Raw genomic sequence first — 20,242 nt, 5'->3', positions numbered from 1 at the left:
TTATATGCCCTGTCGTTTAGATAATCAAGCCAAATATCTTATATAATATGCGAAAAAAGTCCCGGTCATGACCGGTGAGAGGCGCTAGGCGCTTTATACGGTCCCTGACGCCCCCTTTTATCCGTCAAGCAGCGGCGTCAGCATATCCCCTGTCAGGTCGGCGATACTCAGGCAGCAGGTAAGGCCGGGCGATTCAATACCGATCAGGTTGACAAACCCCGGCAAATCCCGCTCCGTCTCATGGCAAATGACAAAATCCCGCGGCGGACTGCCGCAGGCAACCAGCAGACGGCAACGCAGCGCCGCGATATCGGCAGACAAATCGTCTTCTTTCAGAAACGGCAGGTAACTGCCGACCACAGCTAAAAACTGCCGGGCATTGGCCGGACTGATCCGGTAGTCGGTCAGGCCGTTGGCGGCGTAATGGGCATCAGGCCCCAGTCGCAGCCGGCCGCCCATATCCTTGATGACCGGAATGCCGCTGCCCTTAAGCTCCCGGATGGAAGCGGGAAAGACCAGATGAGACACCAAGCCGGCCTTCTCATTGGCGACCGAAAAATATTCACCCTTGCAGCGGTAAATCCGGTAGCCCGCCTGGTCAACCGCAATGCCGGCCATAGCGGCGACGGCGTCGGCACCCAGACCGGCGGCATTGACGATACAGCGACAGCCTACCTCATCAGACCGGCCGACCGCATCGGTATAGGTCACACAGTAGCCGTCAGCCCCGCAGGTGATGGCGGTCACCGTCTGCTGATACACCGGCATGGCGCCGTATTTTCGCCCCACCTGCTCCAGGCGGGCCAGCAAGGTCCGGGTATCCACAATCCCGCTGGACGGCGAAAACAACGCGGCCTGGCAGGAAATATTCGGCTCCAGCCGGGCTACTGCCGCCGGCTCCAGTCTCGTTACATCGGCTATCCCATTGGCCAGCGCCTGCTCCTGCAATTGGTCCAGCTTAGCCGCCTCTTCATCATTACGGGCGATGACCAGCTTGCCCAGCCGTTGGTGAGGAACCTGCCAGGCGGTGCAAAAGTCATACAGTTTTTCCTTACCGGACACACACAGCCGGGCCTTGAAGCTGCCCGGCGGATAATACAGGCCCGAATGGATCACCTCGCTGGTACGAGCCGACATATCGAGGCCGAAAGTCCGGTTCTTCTCCAGCAGCAAAATACTTTTTTCCGGCCAGCGCTGTGCCAGACGGCAGGCCACCGCCAGGCCGACCACACCGGCCCCAACTACAATCACATCTACCTGGTCCATTTTTTTATCACCTGTTTTAGTATAATACCTTTTATTGTACCACGGATCGGGCTGTCATACCATCTAAGCCGGTTTATCCTGTTTTGACAAAAAATACCCGGCATGATCCCGTCTGATCGGCAAACACTATTAAGGAACCACTAATTTATTCACACTGCCATCCTGGCGGATCTTTTTCCGTCTGGCTACGTCAGCAAAACCTTGAAATAGGGACCGCTATTCCTGTGATTTTACTTCCTTGCCAGCCGAAAAAATCTCTCGTCAGTCTGGCAAGCTCATTAAATCAGCGGTTCCTTAAGAAAAATAAGCCGATAAAGGAGATTATTTATGAAGCGCATCATTCGTAAATTAGGTAATCAACGGTACAAAAAGCTGCTGGCTGCCGTCGCCGGTGCAGCGGTTATCTCTTCGGCCATGATGCCCGGCCTGCCGGCGGCACAGGCAAAGGCTTCCGACGACACACCCCGCCAGGAGCACAAAAGCGAACGTCACCGGGATGACGACCACGCCATCCGCTTAGGTGATCCGGTGCGAAAGGTAAAAGAAAACGCTGCCACCTTCGGCTTTAATGTCAGCCGTGACCAGTTCTCCCTGCTGTCTATTTCCCGTGACAGCGCTACCGTACAGGTACGCTCCGGCGGGCGGACCTATAAGGTGGATTTAAAGCGGGGCAGACATGACTGGATTATTACTACCATCCGTGGCATCGGCGACTCCAGCCATGCCGCCACCTATGTGCCAGCCAGCATGTTTCCTGGCTATACCCTGTCACCGTCAGCCAGCCAGCTTATTCTGTACCAAAACACCAACTTCGATAACTGGCAGTGGCTGGACAGCACCTATACGCCGGGAACAGCCTTCGGTGTCCTGCTGGTCAATCCCCGCCTGGCCGGCACTACGGCGGAGGTTCCGCCCGCTGTAACAGCCCAGGCGGACTCAGTGGATTTTAACCGTCAGTTTCTGCTGTACGGCAGCCTGCGGGGAGTGTCCGGCGACGGCTATGGAATCGCGCTGAGCAAGGTGGTCCAGACCGGCAACGACTTCACTGTAACTGTCCGGACTAAAAGCCCGCAGAGTGCCGGCACCGCCAGTCAAACTGACAGTTGGGTGCTGCTAGACCGTTCCTTCCTCAATTTCAGCGACCCTGTGGTCATCACCTTTGTCAATCCGGCAGGCGCGGTGCTCAGCACGCTCACCCTGACCGGCCGGTAACCGTCCACTGCAGCAGCACAGATCGACAAATTTTATATTGACTAGTGGACGCCGGCTACTTTATAATGAAATCAAACAGCAAAAAGGTGCGGAACTGGCGGATGATGTGGGTTACCACAGGGGACCGTATCTTGGAGAGAGAAAGCCGACCGCCTGGGCAAGATATCTGTATTTCTTGCACCAGGCGGTTTTATTATTCTTACAAAATGATCGCCTTTGTGCATGATCATTATCTAAAGGAGGGTTTACTTATGGAAGCTTGGCAACACTTTGTGGCGGGGGCCTGGAATGAAACGATTGATGTGCGTGATTTTATCCAGCGCAATTATAAGCCTTATTATGGCGACGACAGCTTTTTATCCGGCCCGACGGCCAAAACGGAAAAGGTCTGGGCTGAATGCCGCCGGTTATTGAAAGCCGAACACGACAATCAGGGTGTACTGGACGTGGACAGCACTGTCGTATCAGGCATTACGTCGCACCGGCCGGGCTATATTGACCGGGAGTCCGAGACAATCGTCGGCCTGCAGACTGACGCGCCGCTAAAGCGCAGCGTCATTGTCAACGGCGGCATCCGAATGGCCGAACAGGCTTGCGAAGCCTACGGCCACAAGCTGGACCCCGTCATCAGTGACATTTATCATAACCATGCCACCACCCATAATACAGCCGTATTTAATGTATATACTAAAGAAATGAAACAGGCCCGCAAGGTGGGCATTATCACCGGGCTGCCCGACGCCTACGGCCGCGGCCGGATCATCGGCGATTACCGGCGAATTGCCCTGTACGGTATTGACCGGCTGGTAGCTGCCAAACAGCAGGATCTGACACATCTGGCTTCTTATCCGATTCTGGAAGACATTATCAAGCTGCGGGAAGAAGTGTCCCTGCAAATCAACGCCTTAAAGGCCATCGCGGTTATGGCGGCAGAACATGGCTTCGACATCAGTCAGCCGGCTAAAACTGCCCGGGAAGCGGTGCAATGGCTTTATTTCGGCTATCTGGCCGGCATTAAAGAACAAAACGGCGCCGCCATGTCCTTAGGCCGGGTATCGACCTTCCTGGATATTTATATCGAACACGACCTGGCAAGCGGCGTGCTGACCGAAGCAGAGGCCCAGGAGCTGATCGATCAACTGGTCATCAAGCTGCGTCTGGCCCGCCACCTGCGCACCCCGGAATACAATGAGTTGTTCGCCGGCGACCCGCTGTGGGTAACGGAAGCGATCGGCGGCACCGGCCTGGACGGAAGAACGCTGGTTACGGCTACTTCCTATCGTATACTGCATACTTTATACAATTTGGGCCCCTCACCGGAACCCAATCTAACCGTGCTCTGGTCAACCAGCCTGCCGGAAAACTTCAAGAAATTCTGCGCCCAGGTATCGATTGATACCAGCGCCATTCAATATGAAAGTGACGATCTGATGCGTCCCGTCTATGGCGACGATTACGCCATCGCCTGCTGCGTATCGGCCATGCAGGTCGGCAAGCAGATGCAGTTCTTCGGCGCCCGGGCTAATCTGGCCAAAGCCCTGTTATTGGCTATCAACGGCGGCCGCGATGAAAAAACCGGCGAACAAGTCGGTCCGGTCCTTCCTATTGCGGACGGCGAATACCTGGATTACGAGACGGTGCGTCAAAACTATTCCACTGTGCTCACCTGGCTGGCCGGACTGTATGTCAACACCATGAACGTCATTCACTACATGCATGATAAGTATGCCTATGAAAGCGCCCAGATGGCCCTGCACGACACCCAGGTCGAGCGGCTGATGGCCTTTGGCGTAGCCGGACTGTCGGTAGCAGCCGATTCGCTGAGCGCCATCCGTTATGCCAAGGTGCGGCCGATCCGGGATGAACGGGGCATTGCCGTTGATTTTGCGGTAGAAGGCGAATTCCCTTGCTTCGGCAACGACGACGATCGGGTCGACAGCATCGCCAAGGAACTGCCTGCCGAGTTCTCCCGCCTGTTAAAGCAGCACCCCACCTATCGCAAGGCTACACATACCCTGTCCATCCTCACCATCACCTCCAACGTCATGTACGGCAAGAAGACCGGCGCCACCCCCGACGGACGTAAAGCCGGCCAGGCTTTCGCCCCCGGCGCCAACCCTATGCATGGACGGGAAAAACGCGGCGCCCTGGCCGCCATCAATTCGGCCGCCAAAATATCCTATGAAGACTGCCGTGACGGCATTTCCTACACCTTTTCCATCGTCCCGAAGGCGCTGGGTAAAACCCCGGCTGCCCGGGCTGCCAACCTGACGGCATTGTTGGATGCCCACGCGATGCACGGCGGCCACCACATCAACGTTAATGTGCTTAACCGCGAGCTGTTGGAGGACGCCATGGCTCATCCCGAGCAGTACCCGCAGCTCACCATCCGCGTGTCGGGCTATGCAGTTCATTTTGTCAAACTGAGCAAGGCCCATCAGCAGGAAGTTATCAGCCGCACCTTTTATCAGGCCGTATAATAAATACCTTACGGAGGCTATGCCATGCAAGGGTATTACCATTCCATTGAAACTTTCGGCACCGTCGACGGGCCGGGCATACGGTATGTGCTGTTTTTAAGCGGCTGCACCCTGGGCTGCTCTTTCTGCCACAACCCGGATACCTGGCAACGGGGCGAAAAAACTATCACTGTCGGCGAGGTGCTGGCCGATATCGACCGCTACCGGTCCTATTACCAATCGTCCGGCGGGGGTCTTACGGTCAGCGGCGGTGAACCGCTGCTGCAGCCCGGCTTTGTCGCCGCCTTGTTTAAGGCAGCTCAAGCCGCCGGCTTGCATACCCTGCTGGATACCTCCGGCCATTGTCCGCCGGAAAATCTGGCAGCCGTCCTCACCCACACCAATATGGTGCAGTTCGGCCTGAAAGCGGCCAGCCCACGGCTGCACCACCGGTTAACCGGCACTGACCACCGCTTCATTCTGGCTAATCTCCACTACACCTCGCTGCAGTCCAGCCGCCTGGTGGTCCGCTACGTGCTGATCCCCCGCCTGACCGATACTCCGGAGGAACTGGGCCTGCTGACCGGCATCATCACGGCGCTGCCCAACCAGCCAACAGTCGAGCTGCTGCCCTACCATACGATGGGCTGTGAAAAATGGGAACAACTTAACCGCCCTTATGCGCTGACTGGTATTCCGTCAGCCACCGACCAGGAGACAGAACGGGCTACCGGCTATTTGCAATCAAGAGGCCTTACCGTATTGTAATTTCCCAGCTTACAAACAAGGAGCAGAACGCGCTATAAGCGTGTTCTGCTCCCTTTTGTTTTTCTTCTTAAGGGCGGGCCAGCAGTTGGTACAGCGCCTGCCGGTTGTGACAGTAGCTGCTTTCTATGGCCATAACCTGTTCCCGCACCTCCGCCAGTTGGTCCGCCGCCGTGGCGCGCGTCCGTTCGAGTTTATCCTCTATTAGCCTGAGCAGTTTCAGGCTTTCCTGCCAGCCATACAAATAAAAGGGCTTCTTAAATACCAGATTGACCAGGAAGTGTTCACATAGCCGTTCTGCCGGGCCATAGTCAGTCCCGCTGCTGTCACCGGCGGCATCCATATAGTCGTAATTGCGGTACAGCAGCCGGGTAAGCTGCTCACCCAGCGCTTCGGCGCCTGCCAGGCGCTGCAGCGCCGTAACGGTATCAGCCAGCAGCCGCAGGCGATGGCTAAGCGGGGCACCGCGCCACTGCAAAATGTCCAGCAGGTGCTGCTCGATCTCGAAGTAATAATGAAGCGGATCGCTGGCCGGCCGCTGCTGCGGGTGCACGGTCAGCACCACGGCGTCGGGCGCGACGGTAAAGGGCGGGCTGTCGCGGCGCAGCACCTCCAGCCGGTCGGTCTGGCAGGCCAGCTCCACCACCCGGGAACAGCTAAAACTGAGCGTCAGTTCCAGCCCCCGGGCGGTGCTCATCGGATAACGGGGAAAGGTCTGGCATACGGTATCCAAAAAGCCATGACCGGCTTCACGCTGCAAACGGCAAAGATTTTCCCCGCCCAAAAACCAGCAGGCTCCACCATCCCGTTTGGCAATATAGGCGTACTCGCCGGCTTGCCTTGTTCCGGTCAGCGGCACAAAGGCCTGCTCAAATTCCGCCTGCCGCCCTGTTTGACAAAATAGCGTCCGGCTGCGGACATAGGTAGCTTCATCGACACTCACCAGCCAGTCGTTACGGCAGCAGCGGCCGCACATGCCACAGGCAAAGGATTGGCAAAGACTTGTATAGAGGTACAAACACATCACCTGTTTCCTAAGCGTTTCTTCCATTATTAAAGCTGCTATTAAATTCTCTCCGTTAAGCGCCGTCTCCTGCCGCCCGGCTGGGCTTTTTTCCTGCACCGATGTCTATTTTTATAATATTATATAATATAAATTATTATATTGACTTATATAATATTATATAATATAATCAAAATTGTTAGATAATTCTACCAAAAAAGGAGCGGTTACGATGACTCATCCACGTTCGCAGGAGAGCGACGCTTTCAACCTTACTAACGCATCGTGTCCGGCCAAAGAATCCGTTAGCGAGGCAGCAACCAGCACGGATGGAGCCGACCAGCACGATTCCCATACAGAGGCGGCAACCAACCAGGTCCTGGCTCAACTAACGGAAAGGTACCATGCTTTAGGCCGACAGACTAAACTGGTGGCGGATTACGTGCTCAAGAATCCGAAAAGCGTAGTCCTGTTAAGTATCGCCGAACTGGCCGACCAATGTCAGGTAAGCCAGTTTACGGTAACCCATCTCTGCAAAACCATTGGCCTGTCCGGTTATCAGGAGCTAAAGCTGGCTTTATCCCGGACCTTTATTAAACCGTTGGAGAACATTCATGAAGAAATCGGCGAAACCGACCAAATTCCCGACATAGCGACCAAACTGGCGGAATCTCATATCGCTTCCATTCATTTTACCCGCCAGAATGTCGACATGCAGCAAGTCAAACGGGTGGTCGACGCCCTGGCCGTTACCGGCCGGGTAGACATTTATGGCATGGGCAATGCCGGTGTAGCGGCGCAAAGCGCGCTCAACAAATTTTTCCGTCTGGGGCTGGATGTCCGGGTTCCCCAGGACAGTCACCTGCAGTCCATGTACGCCTCGCTGCTCAAGCCGGGCGATGTGGCTATCGGTATCAGCACCGCCGGCAGCAGCAAGGATGTCCTTGATGCCATGCGCCAGGCCAAACAGGCCGGCGCCACCACCGTGGCCCTGACCAGCCGGGCCGGCTCGCCCTTGGCCAAGACCTGCGAGCTTAAGCTGATTACCACTTCCCAGGAATCCATGTACCGCAGCGAGTCCATGGAAAACCTGATTGCCCAGATTTATCTCCTGGATGTGCTCTATGTCAGTGTCGCCATGCTGAAAAAAGACATGTTCCTCAACAACCTGCAGAAAACCAGAAAAGCCCTGCTGGTCAAAAAAGTATAACCGTCCGGACAGCAAGAACAGCATAGCTCCCCCTGTCAACCTATATTGTGAGGAGGAGTTTAGATGAGTCGATTCCGTTGGGTTGTTCTAGCCATTATCTTTGTTACCTATGCGATCAATTTTGCCGACCGCAGCAATATCGGCGTAGCCTTGCCTTTTATCCAGAAAGAATTTCACTTTAACAATTTTGAGGCCGGTTCCATTGCCAGTTTCTTTTTCCTGGGCTATGCCATCAGCCAAATACCGGCAGGCTTCTGGCTCAGTAAATTCGGCGCCCGCGGCATAGTGCCGGCTTCGATTTTGGGCTTTTCCCTGTTTACCTATTTGATCGGCACTGCCCAGTCGGTGGCCGCCATCAAATGGTTCCGCCTGGGGCTGGGCATTTTTGAAGGCCCCACGCCAGTCGGTCTGACCTCTACTATCAACAACTGGTTTCCGCCGAAGGAAAAGGCCACCGGTGTCGGTTTCTACATCGCTTCCACCATGTTTGCCCCCATTGTCATTCCGCCGCTGTGCGTCTGGATCGCCACCGAATTCGGCTGGCGCACCATCTTCTACACCTTCTCGCTGCCGGGCTTTGCTATGGCGGTCATCTGGTATCTGCTGGTGCGCAACAAGCCGGCCGAAAGCCCCTATGTGAACGAACAGGAGGCCCGCTATATTCAGGGAGCCGGCGAGACTGCCACGGTCAAGCAGGCAGAGGCCGTGTCACTGGGCTGGCTGGATAAGCTGATTCGGGCTAAGAATATTGCAAAAATTGAAAATAGAAAGAATATTTTCACCTCCTGGAATATCTGGGGCAACTGCCTGGCCTACTTTATGATGGTCAGCGTGCTCTATGGCTTAATGACCTGGATTCCTTCCTATCTGGTCAACGCCAAGCATTACTCTTTCCTCAAGATGGGCTTTGTCGCCGCCGCGCCGTGGGTGGGCGGGCTGATCGGTTCCATCCTGGGCGGCTGGATTTCCGACAAGCTGCTGCACAAACGCCGCAAACCGACCATGCTGCTGACAGCGCTGTCCACCTGCCTGATGATGGCGGTTATGGTCAATCTGCCAGAAAGCTCCACCGCCGTTTCGGCCGCCCTGTTTATGACCGGGTTCCTGCTTAATGTAGGCTGGCCGGCCTTTACCGCCTACCCGATGGGCCTTACCACAGGCAGCACCTATCCAATAGCTATCGCCTTGGTCAATAGCGGCGGCAATCTGGGCGGCTTCTTTTCTCCCATGATCGCCGGCGCCCTGCTGGACAAATTCCAAACCTACGACTTTGTCTTTACCTATTTCGGTTTGGCGGCGATTATCGGCTTCCTAATCATTCTGACTCTGGATGAACCGGTAGAAATTAAGAAAACGCAAGGAGAGATACAACATGGCCGAGTGGGCAGTCATTGCTGATGATTTAACCGGCGCCAATACGGCAGGCGTCCTGCTGACCAATAGCTATTTCCGTACATTGACCACTATCGAGCATGGCACCATTGGAAAATTCCCCCTCCAGGACTATGACGCCATTGTTGTCAACGCCTCCAGCCGCACCCTGGACCCTGCTGAAGCATACGAGCGCATCCGGGAATGCACCGGACAATTGCTGCAACGCGGGATTACCCGCTTTTCCAAACGGATCGACAGCACCATCCGGGGCAATCTGGGTGCCGAAATCGAGGGCATGATGGACGCCCTGCCGGACAACGCCATTGCCTGTGTCGTGGCCGTCTATCCGGCTTCGGGACGCATGGTCGTCGGCGGCTACCAATTGGTCAACGGCATACCGGTCCATAAAACCCCGGCCGGCAGCGATCCGGTCAAGCCGGTACACAGCAGCGCGCTGAGTGAGGAAATCAGCACCCAGACAGCCTTGCCACAAGGCCTTATCCCCCTGTCGGTCACGCTGCAGGGCAGCGAGGCCATTACCGCGGCAGCCCGCCGGCAAATCGAACAGGGCGCACGCATCCTGCTGTTTGACGCCATCACTTTTGCCGATATCGGCGCGATTGCTGAGGGCATTAACCGCCTGCAGGTTCCCTGGTTTGCCGTAGACCCCGGCCCGTTCACTCAAAAGGCCTGCGAACTGGCCTACCTGGGCAAACAGCGGGTCACCCGGAAAAAAGCCGGCAAGGTGTTTATCGTCGCCGCCAGTGCCTCCGACCTGACCCGCAGCCAATTAGCCTATTTGCAGAATGAATGTCAGGCCCACATTATCGACGTGGATATCCGTCACTTCCTCGATTCCGACGGGGAGCAGCCGGTGGAAGAAGTCATCGCCCGCGAAATATGGGAAATCAGCCAGTGTAATGATGTGTTCGGACTGCGGGCCGCCGGCAATAAGGAGTTTTTAATCGACATTAAGGCCGAAGCCCATAAACGGGGCATCACCCAGGACGACATTGCCCGGCGCATCACCTATGGCCTGGCCCGCATCGCCCGCAAAGCCCTGCAGCCGGGAATGAATTACTTAAAAGGCATCTATCTGACCGGCGGCGATATGACAGTAGCCTTCTGCCGCGAAAGCCAGGTCGAAGCCATTGAACTGATCGATGAGGTCCAGCCGCACATTTCCTTCGGCACCCTGGTCGGCGGCCCGCTGCACGGCATCGCCCTCATTACCAAGGGCGGCCTGATCGGCGAAACCAACACCGTGATGGTCTGCACCAAATATCTGTTAAACTATTAAACCGCAAGCGGCCGCCAGCCTGTCCGGCGGCGCTTGTCTGACAATAAAGGAGTGTTTTCCCCATGCGTCCACTTATCGGCATCACCATCGGCGATCCGGCGGGTATCGGCCCGGAAATCGTCGTCCGCTCGCTGGCCAACCCGGACATCTACCAGCAGGTTCGCCCGCTCATTATCGGCAGCAAAAAAATCGTTGAACGGGCCTTGCTCGTCACCAACAGCCAACTGACCATGCAGGCTGTCGCCGCTCCGGCGAACGGTATCTACCGCTCCGGCACTCTTGACGTGCTGGATATCGACAATGTACAGCCCGACGCGGTGCCCTTCGGCGTCATCAGCGCCACCGCCGGTCAGGCTGCCTACGACTATATCAAAACAGCCATTGCCCTGGCGCTGGACAAAAAAATTGACGGTGTTGCCACTGCCCCGATCCAGAAGGAGGCTATCCACCAGGCTGGCATACCTTATATCGGCCACACCGAAATGTTTACCGGTCTGACCGACTCACCCAAGGCGGTCACCATGTTTCATGTCAATAAAATGCGGATTTTCTTCCTCAGCCGCCATCTGTCCCTCTTAAAAGCCTGCCAGTATGTCACCTATGAAAATGTGCTGCCCTTTATCGAAAATTGTGCGGTCGCCATGAAACGGCTGGGCCTGCCCAATGCCCGCCTGGCAGTGGCTGCGCTCAACCCCCACGGCGGCGAGCAGGGCCTGTGCGGCGACGAGGAAATGACGGCACTGGCCCCGGCGGTTAAAACCGCTCAGGAAAAGGGCATCCGGGCCATGGGCCCCATTCCGGCCGATTCGATTTTCCGCCTCTTTGACATCGACCAGTGCGATGCCGTCCTGTCGCTCTACCATGATCAGGGCCATATTGCCGCCAAGGTGCACGATCTGGCCCGGACGGTCAGCGTAACCGTCGGACTGCCTTTCGTCCGCACCTCGGTCGACCACGGCACGGCCTTCGACATTGCCGGCAAGGGTCTGGCCAGTTCCAAAAGCATGGAAGAGTCGATCCGGGTGACCGGACTGTATGTCAACCTAATCCAAGCCAACGGGAGTGATCCGGTATGACCAGCAACAACAGGCCCTACGGCAAACCCCTTATCGGCACAAGCTGGAAAATGAACAAAACCAACCAGGAAGCGCTGACTTACCTGCAGCGCCTGCAGGAACGGCTCAAGGACCGCTCCGGTGCTTCTGTCTTTATCCTGCCGCCGTTCAGCGCCCTATCGGAAACGCAGCGGTTTCTGCAAGAGAGCGACAGCCCTATCCTGTTCGGTTCCCAAAATGTCCATTGGGACGACGCCGGCGCCTTTACCGGTGAGGTCTCAGCACCGATGCTGAAAGAAATCGGCTGCCAGTTTGTTGAAATCAATCACCAAGAACGGCGGCGCTGGTTCAGTGAAACCAACGAAACCGCCAATTGGAAAATTCACGCCGTGCTGCGTAATAATATGTCGCCAATTATCTGCCTGGGCGAAGAAAAACGGGAAACCTGGGATTTGACCGAAGCCTTTCTGCGCTATCAGCTGCTGCAGCTGCTGGCCGGTCTCGAGCCGGCGGCGGCAGCCAACATCATCCTGGCCTATGAGCCGCTCTGGGCCATCGGCGCCGCCGAGGCCGCCTCGCCTGCCCATGTGGCCCAGGTTCACGCCTTGCTCCGCCGGCTGCTAACCGAAAAATATGGTATTACGGTAGCTCAAGCCATCCCGCTGCTCTACGGCGGCAGCGTCAACCGGCAAAACGCCGCGGAACTGTCCTTACTGCCCGAGGTGGACGGTCTCTTTGTCGGCCGCGCCGCTCTCGAACCCGACGGCCTGGCCGATCTGGTCGAACTGGCCCTTCAGGCGCCGTCCGCCGCTTCCTCTATCGCTTAACAATCACCTCAATTCCACCCTAGGGCATGTTTTCAGACTATCCAAAACGCTCCCTGGCGGCGCTTTTTGTGCCATACTTCACTAAATCTTTTTGAAATAGGGGCCTCTATTCCTGCAAAAATTTATTTCGTCTGGCGCAAAAATCACTCGCCATGGATCATTCCGTTAGTTTGAAAACACGCCCTAAAGGCCTGACAGCATACCTCCTGTCAGGCCTTCTTTATATGCTATAATAAGGATACATGACAGGTTGGTACCTCGTGACACAAGGTACTGCCGCCTGCTTTAAGGAGTTGATTGCATGCGCCGTTTTATGCCGTTTCTCGTCCTGCTTTGCCTCTGGCTGCCTTGGGTTCCCGTGGCTGCCGCCCAGACAGCAGCCGAAGACCTGACCTATGAAGTCCAGTCCTACAGCCGGGCCGACACAGGCGAGCTGTATAAAGACCTGCCCTTAACCTGGTACCCGGTCTATGCCTTGCGGGAATTTGATGCCTTCGCTCCAGCGCCAGGGGTCGACTGGCCGACCGGGCCGGTCAATAAAAAAACGCCGCCGGTCCTCAAAGACTGGCTGGCGGCAGCACAAAAACAGCAATGGCTTACAACCAAAATATTAACGGCGGCCGAGATCGGCGCTCTGCTGATACTCAGCGACAGCTACGGTACTTATCTCGGCGTGATCACCGAACTGCATCCGTCCTATCTATGCTACAAAATGCCCAATGTGGAAGGCCTGCCTTCCCGCTTTCGGCTGGATTTCGCCGATAAAGACACTGGCGGTTACCGCCTGGAGGGCTTGATTCTGCCCCGCAAAGCCGGTTCTGCGGCGCCTTCCTTCGCGCCGTCTCAGGCTTCGGCCGGCACTGAAGCCTACAAAGGACTGCCCGGCAGTTCGCCGCTCATCCCCTTGCTCAAGGCCTTTGACAGCCACAGCAAAGCCCCGGTTGCCTGGTCGGCCGATCCGGAGGAATGGATTACACTGGCGGAGGCGCAAGGTCTCACCGTATCCTTTGACCCTCGGGCAGCAAAAACTAACGCCCTGCTGCTCACTTATCAGGACGGCAAGATAGCCGCCTTGAGTCTGGTCCGTGCCGTCTATCCCGATAAACTGATTGTGGAAAAAAGTATCGCCGGCGAACAATATCTCGAGCAACTGCCGCTGGATCGGCTTACCGACTTTGCCGCCTATATTTATCCGGAGCAGGCTAACCAGAGCACCGCTACTACGGCTGTCCTTTGACGCTGCTTTCCAGGCGCTGAATGTTTTTCAGCGAGGGAAATAATCTCATCCAAATAAGCGCGACCAGGATGGTTGCCACACCGCCTAAAATCACCGACGGCACCAAACCCAGCCAGGTAGCAGCCATGCCTGATTCAAATTCGCCCAACTGATTGGACGTACCTACGAACAAAGCATTGACCGAACTGACCCGTCCGCGCATTTCATCGGGTGTATTCAACTGAACTAAAGCACCGCGTACGACCACACTGATTGTATCTGCCGTTCCCAACACAATCAGTGCGCCAATCGACAGGACAAACGAGGTGGACAGAGCAAAAGCAATGGTCGCCAGGCCAAACACAATGACGGCCAGAAACATCTTCCGGCCCACCTGGTTTTTCAGTGGCCGGTGAGCTAAGAACAAGGCCATCAGCACCGACCCTACCGCCGGCGCGGAGCGCAACAGTCCCAAACCCGCCGGACCGGCGAGCAAGATTTTTCTGGCAAAGACCGGCAACAGGGCTGTGGCGCCGCCCAATAGAACCGCAAACAAATCCAGTGAAATGGCGCCTAAAATGACCGGCCTGCTGCGGATAAACGAAAGTCCCACCAGAGCTGACCGCAAATCCGGTTTCTCGCCTTTTACTGCTTCCTGTTTTTTTCTGATTCTTCCCAGGAAGAAAATTGACAGGAAATATAATCCGCTCACACAGGCAAACACGGCTCCCGGACCATAGACATACAGCAGGCCGCCCAGCGCCGGCCCGGCAATGACCGCCGTCTGGGACGACGAAGCGGCAAGAGCGAGCGCCTGGGGCAAAACCTCCCGTTCCACAACCCCTGTCAGCAGTACTTGCATGCACGGCATCTCAAACGTACGGGCCGCCCCGATAAGAAAGACCAGCGACAAAATCGTTTCCTTATTGAGCCACCCGGTCAAACTGCCCATGGCCAGCAGAAAAACACCAAGACCCTCACTCAATTGGCACAACCGGATAATAAGCGTCCGGTTGTAGCGGTCAATCACATGGCCAGCAGGCAGCATCAGCAGAACCATCGGCAGAAATTGCAACAACCCGGCGATCCCCAAATAGAACGTGCTATTTGTCAGATCATAGATCTGCCAGCCGACGGCCACGCTCAGCATTTGATAAGCCAGGACACTGGCTACCCTGGACAGCCAAAAACATCGAAAATCATGCATTTGCAAAAGAGAAACTCCTTTTGCCTCCCCAGAAACTTGCATCGTATAACTCCTTTATTTCAAAAGCGACTGTTTTCGCCAAATTAAACTATTTACCACTATAAAGAAAATCCGGTTGTTCGTCAATTCGAGCTTGCTCAGATATTTGGCCGGCAATCAGCACTAAACGCCAAAATACCGCCATAAAGGGAAAAAATCCTGCAACCAGCCTTAAGGGCTGAATTGCAGGATTTTTTATTGCTCGCTGCTTGTCGTCGCGGCCAGCAGTTCCTCAATCTTCGGCGTACAGCGCCGTCCGCCACAGGAACCCGAGCCGGCGCCGGTCGCTTTTCGCACCTTTTCCACCGTATCGGCACCGCCGGCAATGGCCTTCTTCATGGTAGCCCGGCTAATGCCCTTGCACAGGCATACCTTGGTCAGCTTATCCAGTATCTCCTGGTTGAGTTCGTTTTCTATCGAAATCACCACCTTTAGACTAGAGCAAATCTTCAAAACAGCATACCGCTAGTATGTGGCAAGTGAAAAGAATCATGCCAGTTCATCCATTAAAGGCTGAATATTAATAGCCTCAAGGGACTGTTTAACCAAGGGCTCCCCGGCCAGTTGCGGCAGTGAATCTTCAAAGACAGGCCGTTCGGTCTGATAAAATACACCGATAGGGATCCTTTCACCCCACTGGGTCGCTAGCTCAGCGGCCTTTGCAAAATCTGCGGCATCGTAGTCCGGCAGGTTCTGCAGCGGATAAACCCTGTCCATATACCATTGGTAGCTGTTGACCTTGTTAAAGGATACACAAGGCTGCAGGATGTCGACCACAGCAAAGCCCTTGTGCTGAACAGCCTGGACCAGAATATCGGCCAGCTTCGCATCGGCCGAGAAAGAGCGGGCGACAAAAGTAGCGCCGGCGTGCAGGGCCATATGGACGATATTGATCGAATGCTCCACATTCCCTTTGGGCGGCGGGGTAAATTTAGTTGTCATGCCCAGTTCGCTGGTCGGCGAGGTCTGCCCCTTGGTCAGGCCATAGACCTGATTGTTGTGAATAAAGTAGGCAATATCCAGATTGCGCCGGGCCGTATGAATAAAATGCCCCATACCCAGGCCCATCCCGTCGCCGTCGCCGCCTTCGGCAATGACGGTCAGATTCCGGTTGGCCAGCTTTAGACCTGTAGCTACCGGCAGTGTGCGGCCGTGCAGCGTTTCAATCCGGTAGGTGTTGACATACTGAGCGATCTTGGGCGCACAGCCGATGCCGCTGACCAAAGCGATATTCTCCGGTCCCTCCGGCAGCGACGCCAAGGCTTTTTTCAGTCCGTTCAAAATCCCATAGTCACCGCAGCCGGGACACCAGGTAGGAGTATAGGGTGTTTTTAATTCTTCCATTAGCCGATCACCTCCTTGATTCGGGCGGCAATTTGCGACGGTACCATGGTCCGCGAATCATATTTCAGATAGACCGCATCAGGCGCATAACCGGTATGAGCCCTGAGCAGGGCTCCCATCTGCGCCGTTTTATTGCATTCGATCAACAGTGTCTTGTTGCATCCTTTCAGCACCTCGTTCACTGCGTCGACCGGGAAAGGGGACGGATAAAGGATTTGCAGGAAATTAACGCTATGCCCCGCTTCGGCCAATTCCGCCATGGCTTCGAGAATAGCCCCTTTCGTCGAACCCCAGCTAATCACCGTCAATTCAGCCTCAGCCGGTCCATGCAGCTTAATACCGGGGATTTCCGCCAGCAGGGCCGGCACCTTGTTAAACAGCTTATCCAGGCCGGCTGCCGTAACCTCCGGCTCCCGTGCCGCATATTCCCGGTTGCCCGAGCTATAAAAGCCGTCTTCGCCATGAGTATAGCTTGTGGCAATATGCCGGCCGCCCTTCTGTCCGGGAACGGCCCGCGGCGATACGCCGTCCTCCGTCAGCCGATAGCGCAGGTAGGGCTGATTGCCGGCCAGCCATTCCTCATCGACCAGCTTGCCTCGCTCCACCCTTACCTTGACATCGTCAAAATAGTCATGGGTCAGGGCCGAATCGGCCAGATATTTATCGGTGAGAATAATGCCGGGCAACTGGTATTTTTCCGCCAGATTGAACACCCGGACAGTTTCAAAGAAGCACTCCTCCACATCACCGGGAGCCATAACAATACGGGGAAATTCCCCCTGTGAGGCATGGACCACAAAAGAGAGATCAGCCTGGGCCGTGCGAGTCGGCAAGCCGGTGCTCGGACCGCCCCGCTGGGCATTTACAATAACAATCGGCACTTCCGCCTGGGCGGCAAAGCCCAGCGCTTCCACCATCAGTGAAAATCCGCCGCCGCTGGTGGCGGCTATCGCCCTGGCACCGGCAAAGCCGGCGCCGATCAGCATATTGACCGCCGCGATTTCATCCTCGGCCTGTTTAAAAACAAGGCCGAATTTTTCGGCATGATCCGCCAGATAGGTCAGTACGCTAGAGCCGGGGGTCATGGGATAGCCGGCGGCAAATTTAACCCCCGCCTTGATGGCTCCCATGGAAATGGCGTCGTTACCGTTAATCAGCATTTTCTTCCGGTTACCGGGAGCAAGGGAAAATGCAAAGGCCTTTTGCCGTTCCTCGCCGTATTCCTCGTCAACCGCCGCAAAGGTCGTCTCCAGAAGCTGAAGGTTTTGCTCCTGGATGGCAGGCTTCTTAAACTCCGACCGCATAGCCGCGGCAATCGCTGCCAGAGGATAGCCGGTAATGGCGCAAAAGGCACCCAGCATGGCGCTGTTGGCCATAACCTTGGCCGCATCACCGGGCAACAGGCCGATCAGTTTAACCGGATACAGCCGGACACCGGCCGGTATATTAGCCGCATCGGCTTTAACCACATCTTTATCATAAATGACCAGGGCTCCCGGCCGCAGCCGGTTACAGTTTTGGTCCAGCGCCTCCTGTGACAGCGCCCCCAGACAGTCCAGGGCTTCCTCATAAGCCTGCAGCGGCTGGTCGCTCAACCGCACCAGACAGGTATTTAAACCGCCCTTGATCAGCGAAGGATATTCATTGACCTGAAAAGCCCATAGCCCATTCCGTCCCCCGGCCTTTGCCACCAGATTTCCCGCACTCATAATGCCATAACCTGCCTGACCGCCAAACAGTACCGTAAACGTCTTTCGACTCATTCCATTCCCTCCCATTGCTGATTATGATAATCCGAATCACAGTTCCCCCGGCAGCCTCTCGCCAATAGCTGCAGCTTGTTACTTAAAAGATAGCCACTATGTACTACTATTGTCTTGCCGCGGCTTATATTCCTTTAAAAAGGGCAGCACCTGTTCTTCCGGCATCGGCCGGCTGATCAGATAACCCTGAATCCGGTCACAGCCAAAACAGGCAAGCCGGCTGTGCTGCAGCCCGGTTTCCACCCCTTCAGCCACCGTCTGCAGCCCTAGCCGGTGAACCAGTGCAATGATGGAATCAACCAACGGAACCGTATGTTCATTGCCTTCCAGTTCATCAATAAACGACTTGTCGATCTTAACCAAATCGACCGGTAAATTCTGCAGATACTTTAAGGAGCTATAGCCTGTGCCAAAATCGTCCAGGTGGATTTTCATCCCCCGCTGCCGCAGCAGCCGCAGCTTCTCACTATTGGCCTCAAAGGTTTCCATCAGCAGCCCTTCGGTAATCTCGAAGGCGATGTGTTCCGGCGGTATGCCGGCATCTCTGACTATGGCCCACATACTTTCGACAAAATCACTTTGTAAAAGCTGAATGATCGAGACATTAACCGACAACAGCATGTCTACATAACCGGCCCGGTACAGCCGGGCCAAAAAAGCACAGCCCTCCTGCAGCACCCAGAGGCCAATGGGAATAATCAGTCCTGTCTCCTCAGCCAGCCGAATAAACTGGAGCGGCGAAACCATGCCAAGCTGCGGACTGTTCCATCGCAGCAAAGCCTCAAAACCGCTTACCCTGCCGGTCACACAATCGACAATCGGCTGATAGTAAAGCAGCAGCTCGTCATTGTTTAAAGCGTGACGCAAATCCTCTTCCAGCACCAGCTTGCGGTAAGCTTCATCCGCCATTGACTGTTCAAAAAAGGCAATACGGTTGTCAGGCTGCCCTTTAGCCCGGCTAAGGGCCAGCTCGGCATGCTTGATCAGCGTCTCCATCGTTGTCCCGTCCTCCGGCAGCAGCGCAATACCGACACTGATTGCAATCCGAATTGACCGGTTACCCACTTTCAACGGTTCGGCAAAACAGGCAAGAATATGTTTGGCATAGTTCTGGACAGACGGCCGGTCACTGATGTCATGGAGCAGAATGACAAATTCATCGTCGCCCACTTTCGCCAAAAAATGCCGTGATCCCATCCGCTCCCGCAGCATCTCAGCCACCATGTAAAGAATATTATCGCCCAAAGAAACACCCAGCGTATCATTGATCGCCTTAAACTTGTCCACATCAAAATACAGAATCGCGCCGCGGTCCCGCTTCTCCCGTAAAACCAGATGAAGCGTTTCCTGCAGGGAAATCCGGTTCGGCAGGCCTGTCACTACATCAAAATAGGTCAAATAGCGGATAGCCTCTTCCTGCATCTTGCCATGAGTCATATCGGTGACCGTTCCGGCCAGCCACAAGGGCTTACCGCCGCTGGCAAAGACCGCCTTACCCCGCATAGTCACCCATTTCAAGCCCTGAGAGGTCATAATCCGGCACTCGAAAGTAAGCATCCCGCTTTGGCGGGCCAAACATTCCGACAGCGCTGACCGAACCAGCTCCTGATCCTCCTGTGGAATCAGTGCGGCAAACTCCTCGAAACCGTCGTACTCGTTCCTAATATGCAGTCCCTCCCGGCAACGTTCCCCAAACAGCAGCCGGTTGTTAGCCATATCCCATTCCCAGACAATATCATTGGCCACCTCCAGAAACACCCGCCCGATTTCACGTTTCTCCCCTGTAGCAACATCAGGCGCCAGGCCACGCCTGATATGCTGACGGTATCTTCCTCCCACCTTATCCTTGTAACTACGGCATCCGTATTTCTTCACCAGCGTCCCCTCCAACCGGCACGACCCTTTCACGTCTGACCGTCCTAAAAAAATATTAAATTCACCAAGTTATACCGCTAGGTACCGGCAGCCACGGGACCGGACTATCTGCCGTCTTTACCGGCTGCCTCTTGCATGATGTACCGCCTAACCGTCATATACTATAGCATTCCCTGGCATCGCCCGGCTGCCGCCAGCCGGACTTTCCTGCCCGCCGACTCCTAGATGAACTAAATCCCGCAACAAATTATCCAATAATATCTATTTTAGTCATATTTTCGCTAGATTCTTTCATTTTCCTGCCCACTATCCCTCTCTTTCCGGCAA

At 55.4% G+C, this 20,242-nt stretch carries 17 protein-coding genes and 1 riboswitch; of the genes, 9 read left to right on the top strand and 8 right to left on the bottom strand.

What is annotated here, in order from left to right; all coding sequences use genetic code 11:
• Positions 1 to 117 precede the first annotated feature (117 nt).
• The gene (locus F3H20_RS10485; protein WP_149734877.1) at positions 118 to 1,266 is read right to left on the bottom strand and encodes an NAD(P)/FAD-dependent oxidoreductase; all 1,149 of its coding nucleotides are present in this window, start codon (positions 1,264 to 1,266) and stop codon (positions 118 to 120) included.
• 327 nt (positions 1,267 to 1,593) lie between these two features.
• Between F3H20_RS10485 and F3H20_RS10480 the strand changes: the two genes are divergently transcribed.
• The 3 genes from F3H20_RS10480 (at position 1,594) to pflA (ending at position 5,705) form a co-directional block, all read left to right on the top strand.
• Positions 1,594 to 2,478: a hypothetical protein gene (locus F3H20_RS10480; protein ID WP_149734876.1), complete on the top strand. Its 885-nt coding sequence runs from the start codon at positions 1,594 to 1,596 to the stop codon at positions 2,476 to 2,478.
• Between the two features lie 80 nt (positions 2,479 to 2,558).
• Positions 2,559 to 2,644, top strand: a riboswitch (ZMP/ZTP riboswitch).
• Positions 2,645 to 2,729: 85 nt separating this feature from the next.
• Positions 2,730 to 4,958: a formate C-acetyltransferase gene (gene pflB / locus F3H20_RS10475; RefSeq protein WP_149734875.1), complete on the top strand. Its 2,229-nt coding sequence runs from the start codon at positions 2,730 to 2,732 to the stop codon at positions 4,956 to 4,958.
• A 24-nt stretch (positions 4,959 to 4,982) separates the two neighbouring features.
• A complete protein-coding gene (gene pflA / locus F3H20_RS10470) occupies positions 4,983 to 5,705 on the top strand; it encodes a pyruvate formate-lyase-activating protein (protein WP_149734874.1) in 723 nt (240 codons plus the stop codon).
• Between the two features lie 67 nt (positions 5,706 to 5,772).
• Here the strand turns inward: pflA and fliB are convergent, their stop codons facing one another.
• Positions 5,773 to 6,753, bottom strand: coding sequence for a flagellin lysine-N-methylase (fliB, locus tag F3H20_RS10465; RefSeq protein ID WP_149734873.1), 981 nt, complete (start codon positions 6,751 to 6,753; stop codon positions 5,773 to 5,775).
• Positions 6,754 to 6,937: 184 nt separating this feature from the next.
• On the opposite strand from fliB, the gene F3H20_RS10460 reads away from it, so the two are divergent.
• From F3H20_RS10460 to F3H20_RS10450, 3 genes are all read left to right on the top strand, one after another.
• Complete coding sequence (locus tag F3H20_RS10460) at positions 6,938 to 7,915, top strand: MurR/RpiR family transcriptional regulator (protein ID WP_149734872.1); 978 nt, start codon at positions 6,938 to 6,940, stop codon at positions 7,913 to 7,915.
• Positions 7,916 to 7,978: 63 nt separating this feature from the next.
• Positions 7,979 to 9,313 (top strand): MFS transporter, encoded by a 1,335-nt coding sequence (locus F3H20_RS10455; protein ID WP_149734871.1) that lies wholly within the window; start codon positions 7,979 to 7,981, stop codon positions 9,311 to 9,313.
• Positions 9,288 to 10,589 (top strand): four-carbon acid sugar kinase family protein, encoded by a 1,302-nt coding sequence (locus F3H20_RS10450; RefSeq protein ID WP_149734870.1) that lies wholly within the window; start codon positions 9,288 to 9,290, stop codon positions 10,587 to 10,589. Before F3H20_RS10455 ends, F3H20_RS10450 begins: the two co-directional genes overlap by 26 nt.
• Here F3H20_RS10450 and F3H20_RS20165 read toward each other — a convergent pair.
• Positions 10,586 to 10,813, bottom strand: coding sequence for a hypothetical protein (locus F3H20_RS20165; protein ID WP_223191730.1), 228 nt, complete (start codon positions 10,811 to 10,813; stop codon positions 10,586 to 10,588). The two genes, F3H20_RS10450 and F3H20_RS20165, sit on opposite strands and share 4 nt — an antisense overlap.
• On the opposite strand from F3H20_RS20165, the gene F3H20_RS10445 reads away from it, so the two are divergent.
• The 3 genes from F3H20_RS10445 to F3H20_RS10435 all read left to right on the top strand — a co-directional run bounded on the left by F3H20_RS10445 (position 10,706) and on the right by F3H20_RS10435 (position 13,708).
• A complete protein-coding gene (locus tag F3H20_RS10445; RefSeq protein WP_223191727.1) occupies positions 10,706 to 11,665 on the top strand; it encodes a 4-hydroxythreonine-4-phosphate dehydrogenase PdxA in 960 nt (319 codons plus the stop codon). The two genes, F3H20_RS20165 and F3H20_RS10445, sit on opposite strands and share 108 nt — an antisense overlap.
• Positions 11,662 to 12,471, top strand: a complete 810-nt coding sequence (gene tpiA, locus F3H20_RS10440; RefSeq protein WP_149734868.1) for a triose-phosphate isomerase — start codon at positions 11,662 to 11,664, stop codon at positions 12,469 to 12,471. Before F3H20_RS10445 ends, tpiA begins: the two co-directional genes overlap by 4 nt.
• A gap of 301 nt (positions 12,472 to 12,772) precedes the next feature.
• Positions 12,773 to 13,708, top strand: coding sequence for a hypothetical protein (locus tag F3H20_RS10435; protein WP_149734867.1), 936 nt, complete (start codon positions 12,773 to 12,775; stop codon positions 13,706 to 13,708).
• On the opposite strand, the gene F3H20_RS10430 is transcribed toward F3H20_RS10435, so the two are convergent.
• The 5 genes from F3H20_RS10430 to F3H20_RS10410 form a co-directional block, all read right to left on the bottom strand.
• Positions 13,692 to 14,936, bottom strand: coding sequence for an MFS transporter (locus tag F3H20_RS10430; protein WP_149734866.1), 1,245 nt, complete (start codon positions 14,934 to 14,936; stop codon positions 13,692 to 13,694). The genes F3H20_RS10435 and F3H20_RS10430 overlap by 17 nt on opposite strands.
• Positions 14,937 to 15,128: 192 nt before the next feature.
• The gene (locus F3H20_RS10425) at positions 15,129 to 15,386 is read right to left on the bottom strand and encodes a (2Fe-2S)-binding protein (protein WP_223191724.1); all 258 of its coding nucleotides are present in this window, start codon (positions 15,384 to 15,386) and stop codon (positions 15,129 to 15,131) included.
• A gap of 36 nt (positions 15,387 to 15,422) precedes the next feature.
• The gene (locus F3H20_RS10420; RefSeq protein WP_149734865.1) at positions 15,423 to 16,277 is read right to left on the bottom strand and encodes a 2-oxoacid:ferredoxin oxidoreductase subunit beta; all 855 of its coding nucleotides are present in this window, start codon (positions 16,275 to 16,277) and stop codon (positions 15,423 to 15,425) included.
• The gene (locus F3H20_RS10415; RefSeq protein ID WP_149734864.1) at positions 16,277 to 18,040 is read right to left on the bottom strand and encodes a 2-oxoacid:acceptor oxidoreductase subunit alpha; all 1,764 of its coding nucleotides are present in this window, start codon (positions 18,038 to 18,040) and stop codon (positions 16,277 to 16,279) included. The genes F3H20_RS10420 and F3H20_RS10415 overlap by 1 nt, the downstream gene beginning before the upstream one ends.
• Positions 18,041 to 18,136: 96 nt before the next feature.
• Entirely contained in the window at positions 18,137 to 19,915 is a 1,779-nt protein-coding gene (locus tag F3H20_RS10410) for a putative bifunctional diguanylate cyclase/phosphodiesterase (protein ID WP_149734863.1), read from the bottom strand.
• Positions 19,916 to 20,242 lie beyond the last annotated feature (327 nt).

It is taken from the genome of Propionispora hippei DSM 15287 (genome assembly GCF_900141835.1).
In the GTDB taxonomy this organism is placed as follows: Bacteria; Bacillota; Negativicutes; order Propionisporales; family Propionisporaceae; genus Propionispora; species Propionispora hippei.
This window is presented reverse-complemented; position numbering and strand designations above follow the sequence as displayed.